At 66.3% G+C, this 14,861-nt stretch carries 14 protein-coding genes and 1 pseudogene; 14 read left to right on the forward strand and 1 reads right to left on the reverse strand.

Going from position 1 to position 14,861, the window contains the following annotated elements; translation table 11 throughout:
• Positions 1-13 precede the first annotated feature (13 nt).
• From BSY18_RS17520 to BSY18_RS17580, 13 genes and pseudogenes are all read left to right on the forward strand, one after another.
• The gene (locus BSY18_RS17520; RefSeq protein WP_054136502.1) at positions 14-421 is read left to right on the forward strand and encodes a phage tail tube protein; all 408 of its coding nucleotides are present in this window, start codon (positions 14-16) and stop codon (positions 419-421) included.
• Positions 418-738, forward strand: a complete 321-nt coding sequence (locus BSY18_RS17525; protein WP_069051335.1) for a gene transfer agent family protein — start codon at positions 418-420, stop codon at positions 736-738. The genes BSY18_RS17520 and BSY18_RS17525 overlap by 4 nt, the downstream gene beginning before the upstream one ends.
• Entirely contained in the window at positions 735-953 is a 219-nt protein-coding gene (locus tag BSY18_RS17530) for a phage tail assembly chaperone (protein WP_054136500.1), read from the forward strand. Before BSY18_RS17525 ends, BSY18_RS17530 begins: the two co-directional genes overlap by 4 nt.
• The gene (locus BSY18_RS17535) at positions 946-1,509 is read left to right on the forward strand and encodes a tail tape measure protein (RefSeq protein ID WP_069051336.1); all 564 of its coding nucleotides are present in this window, start codon (positions 946-948) and stop codon (positions 1,507-1,509) included. The genes BSY18_RS17530 and BSY18_RS17535 overlap by 8 nt, the downstream gene beginning before the upstream one ends.
• Before the next feature lie 4 nt (positions 1,510-1,513).
• A complete protein-coding gene (locus tag BSY18_RS17540; protein ID WP_069051337.1) occupies positions 1,514-3,847 on the forward strand; it encodes a DUF2460 domain-containing protein in 2,334 nt (777 codons plus the stop codon).
• On the forward strand, positions 3,844-4,665 hold the full coding sequence (locus tag BSY18_RS17545; RefSeq protein ID WP_069051338.1) for a DUF2163 domain-containing protein: 822 nt from the start codon (positions 3,844-3,846) through the stop codon (positions 4,663-4,665). Before BSY18_RS17540 ends, BSY18_RS17545 begins: the two co-directional genes overlap by 4 nt.
• Before the next feature lie 2 nt (positions 4,666-4,667).
• Positions 4,668-5,099 carry a hypothetical protein gene (locus BSY18_RS17550; protein ID WP_069051339.1) on the forward strand — a complete coding sequence of 144 codons (432 nt, stop codon included), beginning with the start codon at positions 4,668-4,670 and terminating at the stop codon, positions 5,097-5,099.
• A 3-nt stretch (positions 5,100-5,102) separates the two neighbouring features.
• Positions 5,103-7,301 carry a GTA baseplate fiber-binding domain-containing protein gene (locus tag BSY18_RS17555; protein WP_069051340.1) on the forward strand — a complete coding sequence of 733 codons (2,199 nt, stop codon included), beginning with the start codon at positions 5,103-5,105 and terminating at the stop codon, positions 7,299-7,301.
• A 35-nt stretch (positions 7,302-7,336) separates the two neighbouring features.
• Complete coding sequence (locus tag BSY18_RS17560; RefSeq protein ID WP_054136494.1) at positions 7,337-7,780, forward strand: DUF2793 domain-containing protein; 444 nt, start codon at positions 7,337-7,339, stop codon at positions 7,778-7,780.
• 223 nt (positions 7,781-8,003) lie between these two features.
• Positions 8,004-9,121 (forward strand): annotated as a pseudogene (locus BSY18_RS17565) (OmpA family protein).
• Positions 9,122-9,268: 147 nt separating this feature from the next.
• Positions 9,269-9,610 (forward strand): iron-sulfur cluster insertion protein ErpA, encoded by a 342-nt coding sequence (gene erpA / locus BSY18_RS17570; RefSeq protein WP_054135408.1) that lies wholly within the window; start codon positions 9,269-9,271, stop codon positions 9,608-9,610.
• A gap of 116 nt (positions 9,611-9,726) precedes the next feature.
• Positions 9,727-9,900, forward strand: a complete 174-nt coding sequence (locus tag BSY18_RS17575) for a DUF1328 domain-containing protein (RefSeq protein WP_069051341.1) — start codon at positions 9,727-9,729, stop codon at positions 9,898-9,900.
• A gap of 154 nt (positions 9,901-10,054) precedes the next feature.
• Entirely contained in the window at positions 10,055-11,116 is a 1,062-nt protein-coding gene (locus tag BSY18_RS17580) for an AI-2E family transporter (RefSeq protein ID WP_083231541.1), read from the forward strand.
• 24 nt (positions 11,117-11,140) lie between these two features.
• Here the strand turns inward: BSY18_RS17580 and BSY18_RS17585 are convergent, their stop codons facing one another.
• Entirely contained in the window at positions 11,141-13,477 is a 2,337-nt protein-coding gene (locus tag BSY18_RS17585) for a DNA translocase FtsK (RefSeq protein ID WP_069052010.1), read from the reverse strand.
• Between the two features lie 139 nt (positions 13,478-13,616).
• Between BSY18_RS17585 and BSY18_RS17590 the strand changes: the two genes are divergently transcribed.
• Entirely contained in the window at positions 13,617-14,849 is a 1,233-nt protein-coding gene (locus tag BSY18_RS17590) for an FAD-dependent monooxygenase (RefSeq protein WP_069051343.1), read from the forward strand.
• Positions 14,850-14,861 lie beyond the last annotated feature (12 nt).

Genomic DNA, 14,861 nt, shown 5'->3' on the forward strand with positions numbered 1-14,861 from the left:
AAGGAACTCTCGCATGACAGCGGAAAAAGGCAGCGCATTCCTGCTCAAGATCGGTGATGGCGCCAGCCCGGTTGCCTACCGCACCGTCGCCGGGCTGCGCACCACGCAGATGGCGATCAACGGCGAGCCGGTGGTGATCACCCACAAGGGCAGCGGCGGCTGGCGCGAACTGCTTTCGGGCGCGGGCGTGCGCTCGGTCTCGGTCTCGGCTGCCGGGCTGTTCCTGGGGTCTGATGCGGAAAACGCGATCCGCGCGCACGCGCTCGCCGGAACGCTCGACGATTATGAGCTGAGCTTCGAAAGCGGTGCGCGGATGCGTGGGCGCTTTTTGGTCGCACGGCTCGAATATGCCGGCGATTTCAACGGCGAGCGCAACTACACGCTGGCGCTCGAAAGCTCGGGCGCGGTGACCAGCCTGTGAGCGGGGGGCAGACCGCAAATCCGGTGCGCGGCGAGGCGCTGCTGCAACTGGGCGATGCAGATATCGTATTGCGCCCCAGCTTTGCCGCGCTGGTAGCGGCCGAGCAGGAAACAGGGCCGCTGTTCGATCTGGTCGAGCGCGCGGCGAGCGGTCGGCTGGGGCTGGCGGAGATCGCCGCGCTGTTCTGGCATTGCCGGACCGAGGCCAGCTGTCCGCTGACGCGCGAGGCTTTTGGCGACGCGCTGGCGGCGGCCGGGCTGGTCGCTTTAACCCCGGTGCTGCGTGTGCTGCTGCGGCAGATATTGCAGGGCCGGTGAGCGCCGCGAGCTTTGCCGAGGCGGCGCGCGTCCTGGCGGGGGTCAGCGCCTGGGCGCTGGGCTGGCGTCCGGAGGAGTTCTGGCGCGCGACGCCCGATGAATTGGCGGCATCGCTGAACGGCCCGGCGCCTTCGTCGTCCGCACCCCCCGACACCCAGGCGATCGCGGCGCTGCGCACGATGTTCCCCGATCCCGTGGAGACACCCGATGGATGATGAAATCGAGCAACTGATGGTCGCCGTGCGCGCCGATACGCAGGGCTTTGCCCGCGATTGCACCACAATGCGCGGGGTCATCGATGGCCAGCTGATCGAAGGCTTCGGCCGTGCTGGGAAAGTGCTGGAAAGCGGTCTGCTGTCTGCGCTGCGCCGCGGCTCGCTGGGTCTCGAGGACCTGAAACAAGTCGCGCTTGCGGTAATGGAAGAGATTGCGGCTGCGGCGATTTCGCGCGGGCTGGCATCGATCGGGCTTGGCGGCGATGGCGCGCCGTCTTTGGTTGGGGGCCTGCTCACCGGGCTGCTCGGGCTTCCCGGACGCGCGACCGGCGGCCCGGTGAGCGCGGGGCGACCGTATCTCGTCGGCGAGCGCGGGCCCGAACTGTTCGTGCCTTCGGGCTATGGCCGGGTCGAGCAGCGTGTCGCAGGCGCAGGGTCCCGCGATGTTCGGGTGTCGATCAGCATCAACGCGGGCGGCCAGTCGGCGCCTGCCGCACTGCAGGCCTCCAGCCGCCAGGTGGCGCGCGCGGTGCGCCGGGCGCTGATCGAGGAGTAGGACGATGGCCTATTGGCTGTGCGATGCACGCGGCGACCAGATGGCGAGCCATATCCAGCGGTTCGATCCGCGCTTCTGGACGGTCAACTTTCCGCGCCCGATGATGGCATCGGTAGTGAATACCGCGCCGGACGCGCTGCGGGTCGATGCGGTGTTCTACGATCGCGAGGCGTTGGCCGGGCTGATCTGGGAGAGCGAAGACCGGTTCGATCACCCGCTGGTCGCCTATGCCACCGACCGGGATTATGCGCGCACCACGCTCAAGTTCCACTGGCGCTCGTCCGGGATCAAGCCGCTCGATGCGGTGCACGGGCCGACGCTGACCATCGAGGGCCGTGATGCCGCAGGCGCGCCGCGCAGCTGGTATGTCCGGCTGTGGAACCATGCAGTCGGCACGCCCGAGGATGCCGTTGTCACTCTGCCCTTTTCCTCGCTGTCGGGTGGCTTTGATCTGCCTGCGGAAGCTGACGCAGTGCACCCTTCGGACATCGACCGGATGTTCATCTCGCTGGTACCCCCCGGTTATGACGGCACCAGCGGCGCTTTGGCACAGCCTGTTTCGGGCTGGGTCGAACTGACCGACATTGTCTGCGATGGCGAGCGCGCCATGCTCGACATCGGCGATGTGCTGGTCCCGCCACATGGCCTTGCGATGGCGAGCGCCTATGACGACAGCTTCAACCTCACGCCGGCGCGGATGGTGCGCAATGTCATCGGCCTGGGGTATCGCGGGTCGCTCAACCATTATGTCGGGATGAGCCATTATTTCGCCCTGGAGCGCGACGGCGAGGCGCTGCTGGTGACCAGCGAGGGTGGCGCGATCAACGCGCCGTGCGCGGGATGGCACCGGAGCCTGGCGCAGGAGGCAAAGCGCTGGGGGCTGAGCCCGATCGTCTCGCTGTCGTATGAACTGTTCGATGCGCACTGCCCCCATGCCTGGAAGCAGCGCGCCGAAAATGGCGATCCGGCGCTGACCGGATGGGTGCCGCCGTCGACCCTGCTCAGCCCGGCGCACGGCGAAGCGATGGCCTATCTCCAGGCGGTCGGCGTCGCCTTCGCCCGGATCATCGCGGATGAAGGGCTGCCGGTGCGCTTTCAGGTCGGCGAGCCATGGTGGTGGATCATGCCCGATGGCCGCATATGCCTGTACGACGATGCCGCCACCGTGGCGTTCGGGGATGCGGGCGTGTCGATCCCCAGCATCAGGGCGTGGATGAGCCCGGCCCAGACGGCAATGCTCGACGCGGCGGGCGTCCTGCTCGCAGCATCGACATCGGCGCTGGTCGATGCGGTGCGCGAGGCGCTGGCGCCGCTGCCGGTGGAATCGCTGGTGCTGGTGTATCTGCCGACCGTGCTCGATACCGCAGCCCCCGATGCGCGGCGCGCCAATGTGCCTTTGGGCTGGGCCTGGCCGGCGTTCGATGTACTGCAGCTGGAAGATTACGACTGGGTCATCGAGGGACGTTTTGCTGCGCAGCAAAGCGGGCTCGCGCTGATGCAGCAACGGCTGGGCTATCCGCTTGCGCAGCAGCATTACATGAGCGGCTTCGTGCTGCTGCCCGACCAGGCCGAGATCTGGGCCGATATAGCGCGCGCGGCGGATTTGGCCAAAGCGCGCGGGGTGGCGGAAACCTTGCTCTGGGCGCTGCCGCAGGTGGTGCGCGACGGGTTCACCTATTTCGCCCTGAATGCAGAAGGAGACGGCGCGATGCAGGCGTTTGACGATGTGAGCTTTCCGCTCGCGCTGGGGCGCGAGGCGCAGAGCACCAGCCGCTATTCGACCCAGATCTTCCGATCGGTCAGCGGGCATGAAACCCGCAACAGCCAATGGGCGGATGCGAGCCTCAGCTTCGATGTCGGTCCCGGGGTGCGGTCCGAGGCCGATTGTGCCGATCTTGTCCGCTTCTTCCGTGCGCGGCGGGGCCCTGCGCGGGGATTTCGCCTGCACGACCCGCTCGATCACAGTTCCGCACAGGACAATAATGCCCCGCATCACAGCGACCAGCTGCTGGGCGAAGGCGATGGTGTGCGGTCAGAATTTGCGCTGATCAAGCATTATGGCGAACCGCCCGACGGCCAGCAGCGCCGCATCACCCGGCCTGTCGCGGAAACCGTCGCGGTGTCGCTCGACGGGACGCCAGCCAGCGGCTGGACGCTGCAACCTGGCGGGATCGTCCGTTTTGCCGATGCACCCGGGCCCGGTGTCGAGGTGCGCGCAGGCTTTCAGTTCGATGTCCCCGTGCGTTTCGCTTCGGATGAGCTGACGGTCAGCGCCGCGACCTATGCCGCAGGAGAGGCGGTATCGGTGCCGCTGGTCGAGATCCGCGAGGCAACATGAGGACGCGCTGGTTCGACCGGGAGCTCGATACCATCGCGATGCTGTGGCGGGTCGAGCGGCGCGACGGGGTTGCGCTCGGCTTTGCGGCGCATGATCGCGATATCGTCGCAGGCCATGTCCGCTATCACGCGGCACCCGGGATGCTGCCCTCCGCGATCGAGATGGACGATGGCCTCGACCCGCTCGACATGGATATCGGCGGCGCGCTCAGCCACGATATGATCCGCGGCGATGATCTGTCGGCGGGGCGGTGGGACCATGCTGCAGTGCGTATCGGACTGATCGACTGGGAACAGCCGGACGAAGGGGCGGGGTGGTTCTGGCACGGACATCTGGGCGCGGTGTCGAGCGAGGGCAGCCGGTTCTCCGCCGAACTGCGCGGCCTCAAGGCCGGTCTCGACCAGCCCTTCGCGCCCGCTGCCTCGCCCTCGTGCCGCGCGGAATTCTGTGGGCCGGGCTGCGGCCTAGCCCGCGCCGCATTCGAACAGGTGGCGATGGTGGAGACTGCGGACGATGCGGGGCTGGTGTTTGCGGGGGTCGGTCCGGATGCCGCTGCCGCGCTGGTGCTGGGTGGGCTGCGCTGGATCAGCGGGCGCAATTGCGGGCTGGACGCGCAGATCATCGGACTTTCGGGTTCCGGCCTGCAGATCGACGGAAGACTGGGGAACGCGCCGCAACCCGGGGATCGCGCGCTGCTGATCCAGGGCTGCGACAAGTCGCTTGCCACCTGCGCCGCGCGCTTCGGCAACGCGATCAACTTTCGCGGCGAACCGCATTTGCCGGGCAATGATCTGCTCACCCGGTTCGCGACCTTCTGAGCATGACAGACATCGTCGACGGGACCCAGGGCGACAGGCTGGCCGCGACGGCGCTTTGCCTTGTCGGCGTGCCGTTTCGCATGCACGGGCGCGACCCTGCGACAGGCCTCGATTGCGTCGGCGTTGCGGTGGCCGCGCTGGCCGGTATCGGCATCCAGGTGTCGCCACCCCTTGATTACAGGCTGCGCGGCGGGTGCCTGCACAGGTTCGATCAATGGGCCGCGCAGTGCGGTCTTACGGCGGTTCCGCTGCGGGGTATGGACGTCCAGGGCGATGTTCTTTTGTGCGCAGCAGGACCGCAGCAATTTCACGTCATGATCGATGCCGGACCCGTGCTGGTCCATGCCCATGCCACCCTGCGCAGGGTCGTCGCCCACCCCAGGCCCTCGCCCTGGCCGGTGGTGCGGCGGTGGCAGTTGAGGAAGGAAAGCTAGTTCATGGCAACCCTGGTACTGAGCACCGTTGGAACGCTGGTCGGCGGCCCGATCGGCGGCGCGCTGGGCGCGCTGATCGGCCGGGCGATCGACCAGACCGTGCTGTTCAAACCCAAGGACCGCGAAGGGCCGAGGCTGACCGATCTTGCGGTGCAAAGCTCGCAATATGGCAGCCCGTTCGCGCAGGTGCATGGCCGCGTGCGGGTGGCCGGAACGGTGATCTGGGCGACGGACCTCAAGGAAAGCCGCATCCGCGAGGGCGGCGGCAAGGGCAGGCCGGGGACGACGCGCTACAGCTATTCGGTGTCGTTCGCCGTCGCGCTGTCGAGCAGGCCGATATCCGGCATCGGACGCATCTGGGCGGAGGGCAACCTGCTGCGCGGCGCCGATGGCGTGTTCACCAGCGACACCGGCTTTCGTCTGCACCATGGGTTTGGCGACCAGCTGCTCGATCCGTTGATCGCTGCGGCCGAAGGCGTGGGCGCCTGTCCGGCCTATCGCGGGCTTGCCTATGCGGTGTTCGAGGACATGGCGCTCGAGGAGTTCGGCAACCGGATCCCATCGCTGACCTTCGAGGTGATCGGTGATGCGGGCGAGGTCGATATCGGTGCGGTCCTGTCGGGGATCGACATCGGCACCGACGGATCGATCGTTATGCCCGCCGTCACTGGGCTGGCGCTCACCGCCGCCACGCGCCGCGAGGTGCTGCAGGCCATCGCTACCGGCTTCCCGCTGGTGCTGCACGACAGTTCCGGTGCTTTGCATGCCGATTGGCGGCAGGGCCAGATGGCATCGGACCGCACCATCGCGGCCACGGCCTTGCTCCCGCTATCGCCCGACGGCGACGATCCGTTCCCCTATCGCGCGCAGCGGACGGCGCCGCGCACCGATGCGGTGGTGCTGCGCTATTATGAACCCGAACGCGATTATCAGCCTGGGCTGCGCCGTCACGGCACCAGCACCAGCGGCCGGATGCGCCAGATCGAGCTGCCGATGGTGCTGACCGCAGCTGCCGCGCAGCAGCGGGCCGAGGCACTCGCCCGGGCCGAACGCGACGGGCTGGAAAGGATCGACCTTCGCATTGCGACGCTGGATATTGCGACGCTGCCGGGCAAATGTGTTTCGATCGAGGGCGTGCCCGGCCTGTGGCGCGTGTTGCACTGGCGGTGGAGCGCCGATGGCATCGATCTGGCGCTCGCCAGCCAAAGGCCTGGGGGTGCTGCATTGCCCTTGGGCGCAGACCCCGGGCGCAGCGTCAACACGCCAGACGGCGGTATCGGTCCAACCCGGTTCGCGCTGTTCGATCTGCCTTCGCCGATGGACCGGCCGATGGCGCATTCGCACATTGCGCTGGCGGTCGCAGGACCGCTTGCGGGATGGCGCGGTGCGACGGTCTATCGGCGCGAGGCCGATGGTGACCTGGGCGATCTGCTGGATGTGCTGAGGGTTGGTGCGACCATGGGCCGCAGCATCGAGGCGCTGGGCCCGGGGTCCCCGCTGCTGCGCGATGACCTCAACAGCCTGACCGTGCAGCTCGTGCGCGATGGTCCGTTCGCGCTGGTCAATGCCGATGATGCGGCGCTGTCGCGCGGCGCAAATCTGGCGATGATCGGATCAGAGGCGATCCAGTTCGCGCGTGCCGAGCCCTTGGGGGACGGCATGTTCCGGCTGTCCGGGCTGTGGCGCGGTCGGGGAGGAACCGAGGATGCGATCTTCGGGCATGCGGCCGACGAGCCCTTCGTGCTGATCACCGAGGCGCTGGGGCTGGTCGATCCTGCGCAGATCGGAGTGGAACCCGGCTTTCGCGCCGCCGCGCAAGGCCGGGACGATCCCGAGCCCGTGCTCGCCGAACTTGCAAGCCATGGCCGCGCGGCGCGGCCGCTGGCACCGGTGCATGGCAGCTGGCGCGACGACGGGGCAGGGGGGCTGCTGGTCAGCTGGGTCAGACGCAGCCGCAGCGGTTTTGTCTGGCGCGATGGCATCGACGTGCCGCTTGGCGAGGACAGCGAGGCTTATCGCGTGGCCATATCCGCCGATGGCAGCGTGATCGCTGAGTTCACCGTCCCCGAACCTGCCATTGTGTTCGATTCTGCAACCGTCGCTGGCCTGCGCGCAGCGGCGAGCGTGTCGCTGCGCGCCGCCATCGTCCAGCAGGGTGCGTTGGGGCTGTCGCCGCCCTTGCTGGTCGATCTGCCGTTGTAAACCCGGCTCTGGCCGATGTCTCAGGAGCTTTGATCATGTCGCGTACGCCGAATTTCGACCTGCCCATGCTGTTCGCCGCGCAGGCGCAAAAGGAACTGACGCACAACGAGGCGCTGGTGGTGATCGATGCTCTGCTTGGCGGATGTATCGAGGGCGTCGCCTCCGACCCGGGTACTGTCGCTGCCGAACAGGGTAGGGCGTGGGTTGTCGGGCCGTCTCCGTCCGGCATTTGGGCGGACCGGGAATCGCATATCGCCATCTCCACGGCAGGCGGCTGGCGATTTGCGCCGCCGCTTGAGAGCATGCGGATTTACGACCGTGCCGACGGCGGGATGCGCCGCTTCGATGGCAGTGAATGGCTCGGTGCCGAGGCGATCGCGGACCCTGCGGGCGGGGCGGTGGTGGATGCAGAAGCGCGCACTGTGCTCACCGCGCTGCTGGCAGCGTTGCGCGAATTTGGCCTTGTTGCCGCTACATGATTGATCTCATGGGCATTCTGCGCTTATGATTCGCATATCGCCAGTCGCGTCTGCCCCGATCCTGCATCGACCCTCTGGCGAGCGCCATTTTTTGTCCGGCACCCCCTGAAATGGCGACATTTCGGCAACACTATCATTAAAACCGCGCTTGCGTGGCAACCGGGTTGGCGTTAGTAACGTTGCCGAGTTGTCGTTTCAAATCCTAATTATAAGGGGAATATCTATGCGAAAGTTAGTCATAGGACTGGCGTTGGCATCTACCGCCCTGACCACACCGGCGCTTGCCCGTGATGGCCAGTGGTATGTTGGCGTCGAAGGCGGCGCCATGCTCGTCGAGGACATCCAGTTCGACGTCGGTGCGGTCAACAACGGTGTCACCCTCGACACCGACACCGGCTATGATGTCGGCGGCATTGTCGGCTACGATTTCGGCCCGTTCCGTCTCGAAGCTGAAGTCAGCTATCGCGAAGCCGATGTGACCGACGTTCAGAGCACTGTGGCCATCGCACGTGGTGCGCCCCTTCCCGCTCTGGTTGGTCGTTCGAACGCAGTTGGCTCGGCCAACGTGCTCGCGTTCATGCTGAACGGCTTGGTCGACTTCGGTCCCGATGATGGCCTTCAGGGCTTTGTCGGCGGCGGTGTCGGTGTTGCCCGTACGGACATCACTGCAGCTGCCACCAACCCCGGCCGCGCTGCATTCCTGAACGATTCTGACACCGGCTTTGCGTGGCAGATCCTGGCAGGCGTTCGCGCTCCGCTCAGCGACAGCTGGGACGTGGGTCTGAAGTATCGCTTCTTCAACAGCGACTCGGTCAGCCTGATCGACGCCGGTGGACGTGATTTCGACGGCCGCTTCCGCAGCCACTCGATCCTGGGCAGCATCATCTACAACTTCGGTGGTGAAGAAGCGGCTCCGCCGCCTCCCCCGCCCCCGCCGCCCCGCCGCCTCCGCCGCCCCCGCCGCCTCCTCCGCCGCCGCCTCCGCCGGTTTGCGAGAAGGGTCCGTACATCGTGTTCTTCGACTTCGACAAGTCGAACATCACGCCGGAAGCAGCGACCATTCTGGACAACGCCGTGGCAGCCTATGGCAGCTGTGGTTCGGTCCCGGTCATGCTCGCAGGTCACGCCGACCGTTCGGGTGCAGCAACCTACAACGTTGGTCTGTCCCAGCGCCGCGCCGAATCCGTCAAGGCCTATCTGGTCTCGCGGAACATCCCGGCAAGCGCGATCAGCACCCAGGCTTTTGGCGAAACCAAGAACCGCGTGCAGACCGCCGATGGCGTTCGCGAACTGCAGAACCGTCGCGTGGAAATCACCTACGGTCCGGGTTCGGGCATGTAAGCCACTCGCCCGATCGCAAGATCAGGCAGCAAAAAATCGGGGTCGGTCTTCGGACCGGCCCCTTTTTTTGTGCGCGCAAGCCGTGCGTTCCTGGTGTCTGCGTGCTGACCGCTTGTGGCGCCCGACCGAAAGGCTTATATCGAGCCCATGGACACCACAGCCACCGCCGACATCATCCTCACCCCCAGTGCGGCAAGCCGCGTTGCCGCGATCGCGGCCAAGCAAGGCAAGCCTGCGGTGCTGCGGCTTTCGGTTGAAGGCGGCGGCTGCTCAGGTTTCCAGTACCGCTTCGGGCTCGCCGATGCTCCCGAGGACGGCGATACGGTTGCACTGCGTGACGGCGTCGCATTGGTCGTTGACGAGATGAGCCTCGACCTGGTGCGCGGCAGTGCGGTCGATTTCGTTGAATCGCTCGGTGGATCGGCCTTCCAGGTCACCAATCCCAACGCGGCCTCCGGCTGCGGCTGCGGCTCCAGCTTCTCGATCTGACTCTCTAGCCTGACGGTACGGTCTGCTCGTACTGCCGCTGTTGCGGAACCTTTTGGCGCGCCTTCGCGTAACGTCATGACAAGCGTTACTGCCAGACCCGCGACAAGGACCACGCCATGCTGAGAGCCGCCCTGATTTTTGCCATCATCGCCCTTGTGCTGGGCGTCCTTGGGTTCGGCGGGCTTGCCGGCTTTGCCTGGGACCTTGCCAAAATCCTGTTCTGGATCGCTGTCGTGATCGCGGTCGCGCTGTTCGTCCTGGGTACCTTCGTCTACAAGAAGGTTACCTGAGCAGTCGCACGGCGGGCTGTCGTCAACGCGGCTGCAGCCCACAGCGCGTCTTCGCTTTTCCAAGTTCAACACCGGTGATATCCATGTCGCCACCCACCAAATGCGCCACTGGCCTCCGGCCGGTGGCGTTCCTCTGTTGTGAAAGACTGACTTAATGGAGCCTGCAGATCGTGACGGCCGGGATGGCGTGTGGGGAGCGGGCCGGGTCGCTGCCATAACGATGGTCGTCGTGGCCATTCTCGGGGTCGCCTGGCTGATCATCGAGCTCGCTGGCTTCCTCATGATGGTGTTTGCGGCATTGGTGCTGGCCGCGGTGTTCTCGTCGATGGCGAGCCGGGTGTGCCGATATACCAAGATGAGCCGCGGGCCCGCGCTAGCCATTTCGGTGCTTCTGACGATCGGCGTGTTTGCCGGGGTCTTCACACTGTTCGGATCGCAGTTGACCAACGAGTTCGACACCATCCAGCAGAGCATTCCCCCTGCCATCGATCGCGTCGAGGCGCAGCTCGACCAGTTCGGCCTGGGCAATTCGACCCGCGACATGATCCGCCAGGGAACCGGAGACATCTCCAGCATGGCCGCGCGTCTGGGCGGATTTGCCATGACCGCGACCAATGGGATCGCGAACTTCGTACTCGTGCTCGTAGGCGCGATCTTCATCGCCAGCGATCCGATGGTGTACCGGCGCGGCCTGTTGCTGTTGATGCCCGCTCGGGCGGAAGAGCCGGTTGCCGCGGCGTTGGATGATGCATCGCGCGGTCTGCGCGGCTGGATGGTCGGACAGGCGGTGTCGTCGCTGGTCGTGGCTATCCTGACTGGCGTGGGGCTTTGGGTGCTGGGCGTTCCGGCTTCGGGCGGTCTCGGCGTGATCGCGGGCCTGCTCGACATCATTCCGATGGTCGGACCGATCATCGCCGGCGTGCCCGCCGTGCTGCTGGCGTTCACCGTCTCGCCGACGGCGGCGCTCTGGACGATCGGCCTGTTCCTGGTGGTCCAGCAGCTGCAGGGCAACTTCCTCCAGCCGATGATCCAGAAGCATGCGGTCGATGTTCCGCCCGCCGTGCTGCTGTTCGCAGTGGTCGCCGCGGGACTGATCTTCGGCTTTCTGGGCGTGCTGCTGTCCGCGCCGCTGACCGTCGTGGTCTATGTGATGGTCCAGCGCATCTATGTGAAGACGCTGCTCGGCAAGCCGATCAAGATCGCCGGGCGCGACTGATCGCGGTCAACCCGCTCTGCACCGTCAGAGCGGGTTGCCGTCCTTGTCGCGGAAAACTTCGCGGCGCCCAACGTGGTTGGGCGCGCTAATAAAACCGTCCTCTTCCATCCGCTCGACCAGCCGCGCGGCGCTGTTGTAGCCGATGCGCAACTGGCGCTGCAGCCAGCTGGTCGATGCCTTCTGGCTTTCGAACACGATCTGGCAAGCGCTGCGGTACATCTGTTCTTCGGGCGTATCGTCGAGGCTCGCGCCATCGAGCGCGAAGCCGCCATCCTCTGGCTCTTCGGTCACCGCCTGGATGTAATCTGGCGCACCCTGCGAGCGCCAGTGATCGGCGACGCGGCGGACCTCTTCATCCGACACGAACGGACCATGCACGCGTTCGACCTGTTTGCCGCCCGACATGTACAGCATGTCGCCCTTGCCCAGCAGCTGTTCGGCCCCCTGTTCGCCCAGGATGGTGCGCGAATCGATCTTGCTGGTGACGTGGAAGCTGATCCGGGTGGGCAGGTTGGCCTTGATGACGCCGGTGATCACGTCGACCGAGGGCCGCTGGGTCGCCATGATCAGATGGATGCCCGCCGCACGCGCCTTCTGCGCCAGCCGCTGGATCAGGAACTCGACTTCCTTGCCCGCGGTCATCATCAGGTCGGCAAGCTCGTCGACGATCACCACGATCTGCGGCATCGGCTCGTAGTCGAGCTGCTTCTTCTCGTATTGCGGCTGGCCGCTGACGGGGTCCCAGCCGGTCTGAACTTCCTCGCCCAGCGGGATGCCCTTGGCCTTGGCGACGCGGATCTTGTCGTTGAAATTGACCAGGCTGCGGACCTTGAGCTCGCTCATCATCCGGTAGCGCTCTTCCATCTGCTCGACCGCCCATTTGAGCGCGCGGATCGCCTTTTGCGGTTCGGTCACCACCGGCGAAAGCAGGTGCGGGATGCCGTCATAGATCGACAGCTCGAGCATCTTGGGATCGATCATGATCAGCCGCAGCGTCTCGGGGGTCATCCGGTAGAGCAGCGACAGGATCATCGCATTGAGCCCGACCGACTTGCCCGATCCGGTGGTGCCGGCGATCAGCAGATGCGGCATCGGTGCGAGATCGGCGATGACGGGATCGCCCGAGATGTTCTTGCCCAGGATCACCGGAAGCTGGCCGGTGTTCTCGGCAAAATGGCTGGAGCCGATCATCTCGTGCAGCACCACGGCATCGCGGTGCTGGTTGGGAAGCTCGATGCCCAGCTCCTTGCGGCACGGGATCGCCGCGACACGCGCCGAGCGCGCGGACATGTTGCGCGCGATATCGTCGGCAAGCTGGATGACGCGGTTGGCCTTGATGCCCGGCGCAGGGAGCAGTTCGTAGCGGGTGACGACCGGGCCGGGGCGCACCGCAGTGATCTCGCCCTTGACGTTGAAGTCGCTGAGCACCGTCTCGAGCAGGCGGGCATTGCGTTCGAGCGCGATCTTGTCGAGTGCGGGGCCGGTGCTGGTCGGTGGCGGGTCGAGCAGGTCGACAGAGGGCAGGTCATAAGGTCCGAAAAAGTCGCCCTGCTTGCTCTTGGGGCCAAGCTGCGCCTTGGCGGGGCGCAGCGATGGCTCGGTGATCTCCGGCGGCGGGCGGTTGTCGGGCACGGCCTCCTTGCGCGGGGCGGCAAGCGCCGGAAGCGGTGTTTCCACGGCATCGTCGGCTGCGTCCTCGTCGCCTTCTTCGATCACCGGGCCGATCGGCTTGCGGAACAGCGCTTCGGGAACGCTCACCTTGATCGGCGGCATGCGCAGCAGCCCGCGCTCGAGACCCAGCGCCTTCCAGCCCAGCAAGGTGCCGGCAAGCGCCAGCAGGCCCGCGGTGCCATAGACCGCCCAGGCGACGCCTGCAGGCGGCAGCAATCCGCCCAGAGCCTGGATCCCGCGCGCGCCGACCAGACCGGTCAGGCCGCCAGGCCCGGCGGGGAAATGCTGCGCGGCCTCCCCGAAGAACACCGCCGATGCGACCGCAAGCATCACGATGCTGACCAGCGTGGCCAGCACCGCGCGCCGCCAGTGGCCCAGCGGGCGGTTGATCCACATCCGATGCGCCTGGATGGCGGTGATCGGCAGGGCGAGCGCGCTGGCAGGGCCAGCGAGAAACAGCATGAAATCGGCGATCCAGGCGCCTGTCATCCCCATCCAGTTGTCCACCGGACCCCCGGCGGCGGTGTTGAACGACGGATCGGTCTGGTGATAGGTGATCAGCGAGACCGCGACGAATGCGGTGAGCGCGAACAAGGTCAGCGCCAGGATCAGACTGCCGCTGCGCAACAGGCTCTGACGCATCAGGTCGCGCCAATCGGGCGCGTTTCTGGTGGCGGCGCGGCTGGCCATATCCTGTTCAACTCCGGCAATATGGTAAATGTCGTGCATTTTGCGCAGAGGACGGACTCCGCGTCAAGCAAGGACTTGAGCGGGACTCCGGACGGCAAAGCCCCTGTTCAGAGCGGATGTTGCGCCCTACATTGGCGCCATGACCGATACCCACATTTCAGCGCAGCATAGCGACATCCTGATCATGGGCGCGGGGCCTGCTGGCCTTGCGCTTGCCCTGGCGCTGGTGCGCAGCGGCCTTTCCGTCAGGGTGATCGACCGGATCAGCCCGCAGACGCTGGCCGATCCGGGCTTTGACGGCCGGGCCTCGGCGCTCGCCAGCACCAGCTGGCAGATGCTGCAGAATCTCGGACTGGCCGATGGCCTGTGGCGCGATGCCTGCCCGATCGATCGCATCGCGGTGAGCGACGGTCTTCGCAAGGGCGGGCTCGATTTCGATGCGGGCGCAGAGGGCATGGGGGTGATGCTTCCCAACAGCCTGTTGCGCGGAGCGCTGTTCGCGGCCGCGAGCGCCGATGGCGATATCGATCTGGTGATGGGCGCAGACGTTGCGACCCGCGCGGTCGATGCGCATCGTGCGACGATCACGCTCGCCGATGGCCGGGCGTTTTCGGCATCGCTGCTGGTGGGGGCAGAGGGCCAAATGTCGCCGACGCGCGACATTGCCGGGATCACGCTGGGCCAGTGGTCCTATCGCCAGCGCGGCATCGTGACCGCGGTGACGCTGGAGAAAGCGCACCAGAACACCGCGTTCGAGATCTTCTATCCCGATGGTCCGGTCGCGATCCTGCCGCTCAACGACGACGACGACGGCCGCGCGATGGCCTCGATCGTCTGGACGGTGCCCGAGGGCAAGGCCGATGCGTGGGTGTCGCTGTCCGATCGCGCGTTCGGTGCCGCGCTCACCAAGATGAGCGGTGGTTTTTTGGGCGAAATCACCCCCGTGACGCCGCGCAGCAGCTGGCCGCTGACCTTGTGCCAGGCCAGCGCCATGGTCGCGCCGCGCATCGCGCTGGTCGGCGACAGCGCGCACATCATCCATCCGATCGCAGGGCAGGGGCTGAACCTTGGGCTTCGTGACGTCGCGGCGCTCGCGCAGGTGCTGGGGGAGGGCGCGCGGCTGGGGCTCGATCCGGGCGATCTGGCGCAGCTCAAGCGCTACCAGGACTGGCGGATGCTTGACAACGCGATGATGGCGGGCGCCACCGATGTGCTCAACCGGCTCTATGGCCTGCCGGGCAGCGCGCCTTCGCTGGTGCGGCGTCTGGGCATGCAGATTGTCGGGCGCGCCGGCCTGATCCGCCGGTTCATCATCGACGAGGCGCGGGGATCTAGCGGCGATTTGCCCGAACTGCTGATGGCGAGCGACTGAGGCGAGCGTCGG

The sequence above is a fragment of the Blastomonas sp. RAC04 genome (assembly GCF_001713435.1).
Classification (GTDB): Bacteria; Pseudomonadota; Alphaproteobacteria; order Sphingomonadales; family Sphingomonadaceae; genus Blastomonas; species Blastomonas fulva.

Coding starts and splice junctions, on each gene's coding strand:
- BSY18_RS17585 (WP_069052010.1), bottom strand. CDS start 13,477: ATGGCCAGCCGCGCCGCCACCAGAAACGCGCCCGATTGGCGCGACCTG.
- BSY18_RS17580 (WP_083231541.1), top strand. CDS start 10,055: ATGGAGCCTGCAGATCGTGACGGCCGGGATGGCGTGTGGGGAGCGGGC.
- BSY18_RS17535 (WP_069051336.1), top strand. CDS start 946: ATGGATGATGAAATCGAGCAACTGATGGTCGCCGTGCGCGCCGATACG.
- BSY18_RS17520 (WP_054136502.1), top strand. CDS start 14: ATGACAGCGGAAAAAGGCAGCGCATTCCTGCTCAAGATCGGTGATGGC.
- BSY18_RS17540 (WP_069051337.1), top strand. CDS start 1,514: ATGGCCTATTGGCTGTGCGATGCACGCGGCGACCAGATGGCGAGCCAT.
- BSY18_RS17560 (WP_054136494.1), top strand. CDS start 7,337: ATGTCGCGTACGCCGAATTTCGACCTGCCCATGCTGTTCGCCGCGCAG.
- erpA (WP_054135408.1), top strand. CDS start 9,269: ATGGACACCACAGCCACCGCCGACATCATCCTCACCCCCAGTGCGGCA.
- BSY18_RS17590 (WP_069051343.1), top strand. CDS start 13,617: ATGACCGATACCCACATTTCAGCGCAGCATAGCGACATCCTGATCATG.
- BSY18_RS17555 (WP_069051340.1), top strand. CDS start 5,103: ATGGCAACCCTGGTACTGAGCACCGTTGGAACGCTGGTCGGCGGCCCG.
- BSY18_RS17550 (WP_069051339.1), top strand. CDS start 4,668: ATGACAGACATCGTCGACGGGACCCAGGGCGACAGGCTGGCCGCGACG.
- BSY18_RS17545 (WP_069051338.1), top strand. CDS start 3,844: ATGAGGACGCGCTGGTTCGACCGGGAGCTCGATACCATCGCGATGCTG.
- BSY18_RS17575 (WP_069051341.1), top strand. CDS start 9,727: ATGCTGAGAGCCGCCCTGATTTTTGCCATCATCGCCCTTGTGCTGGGC.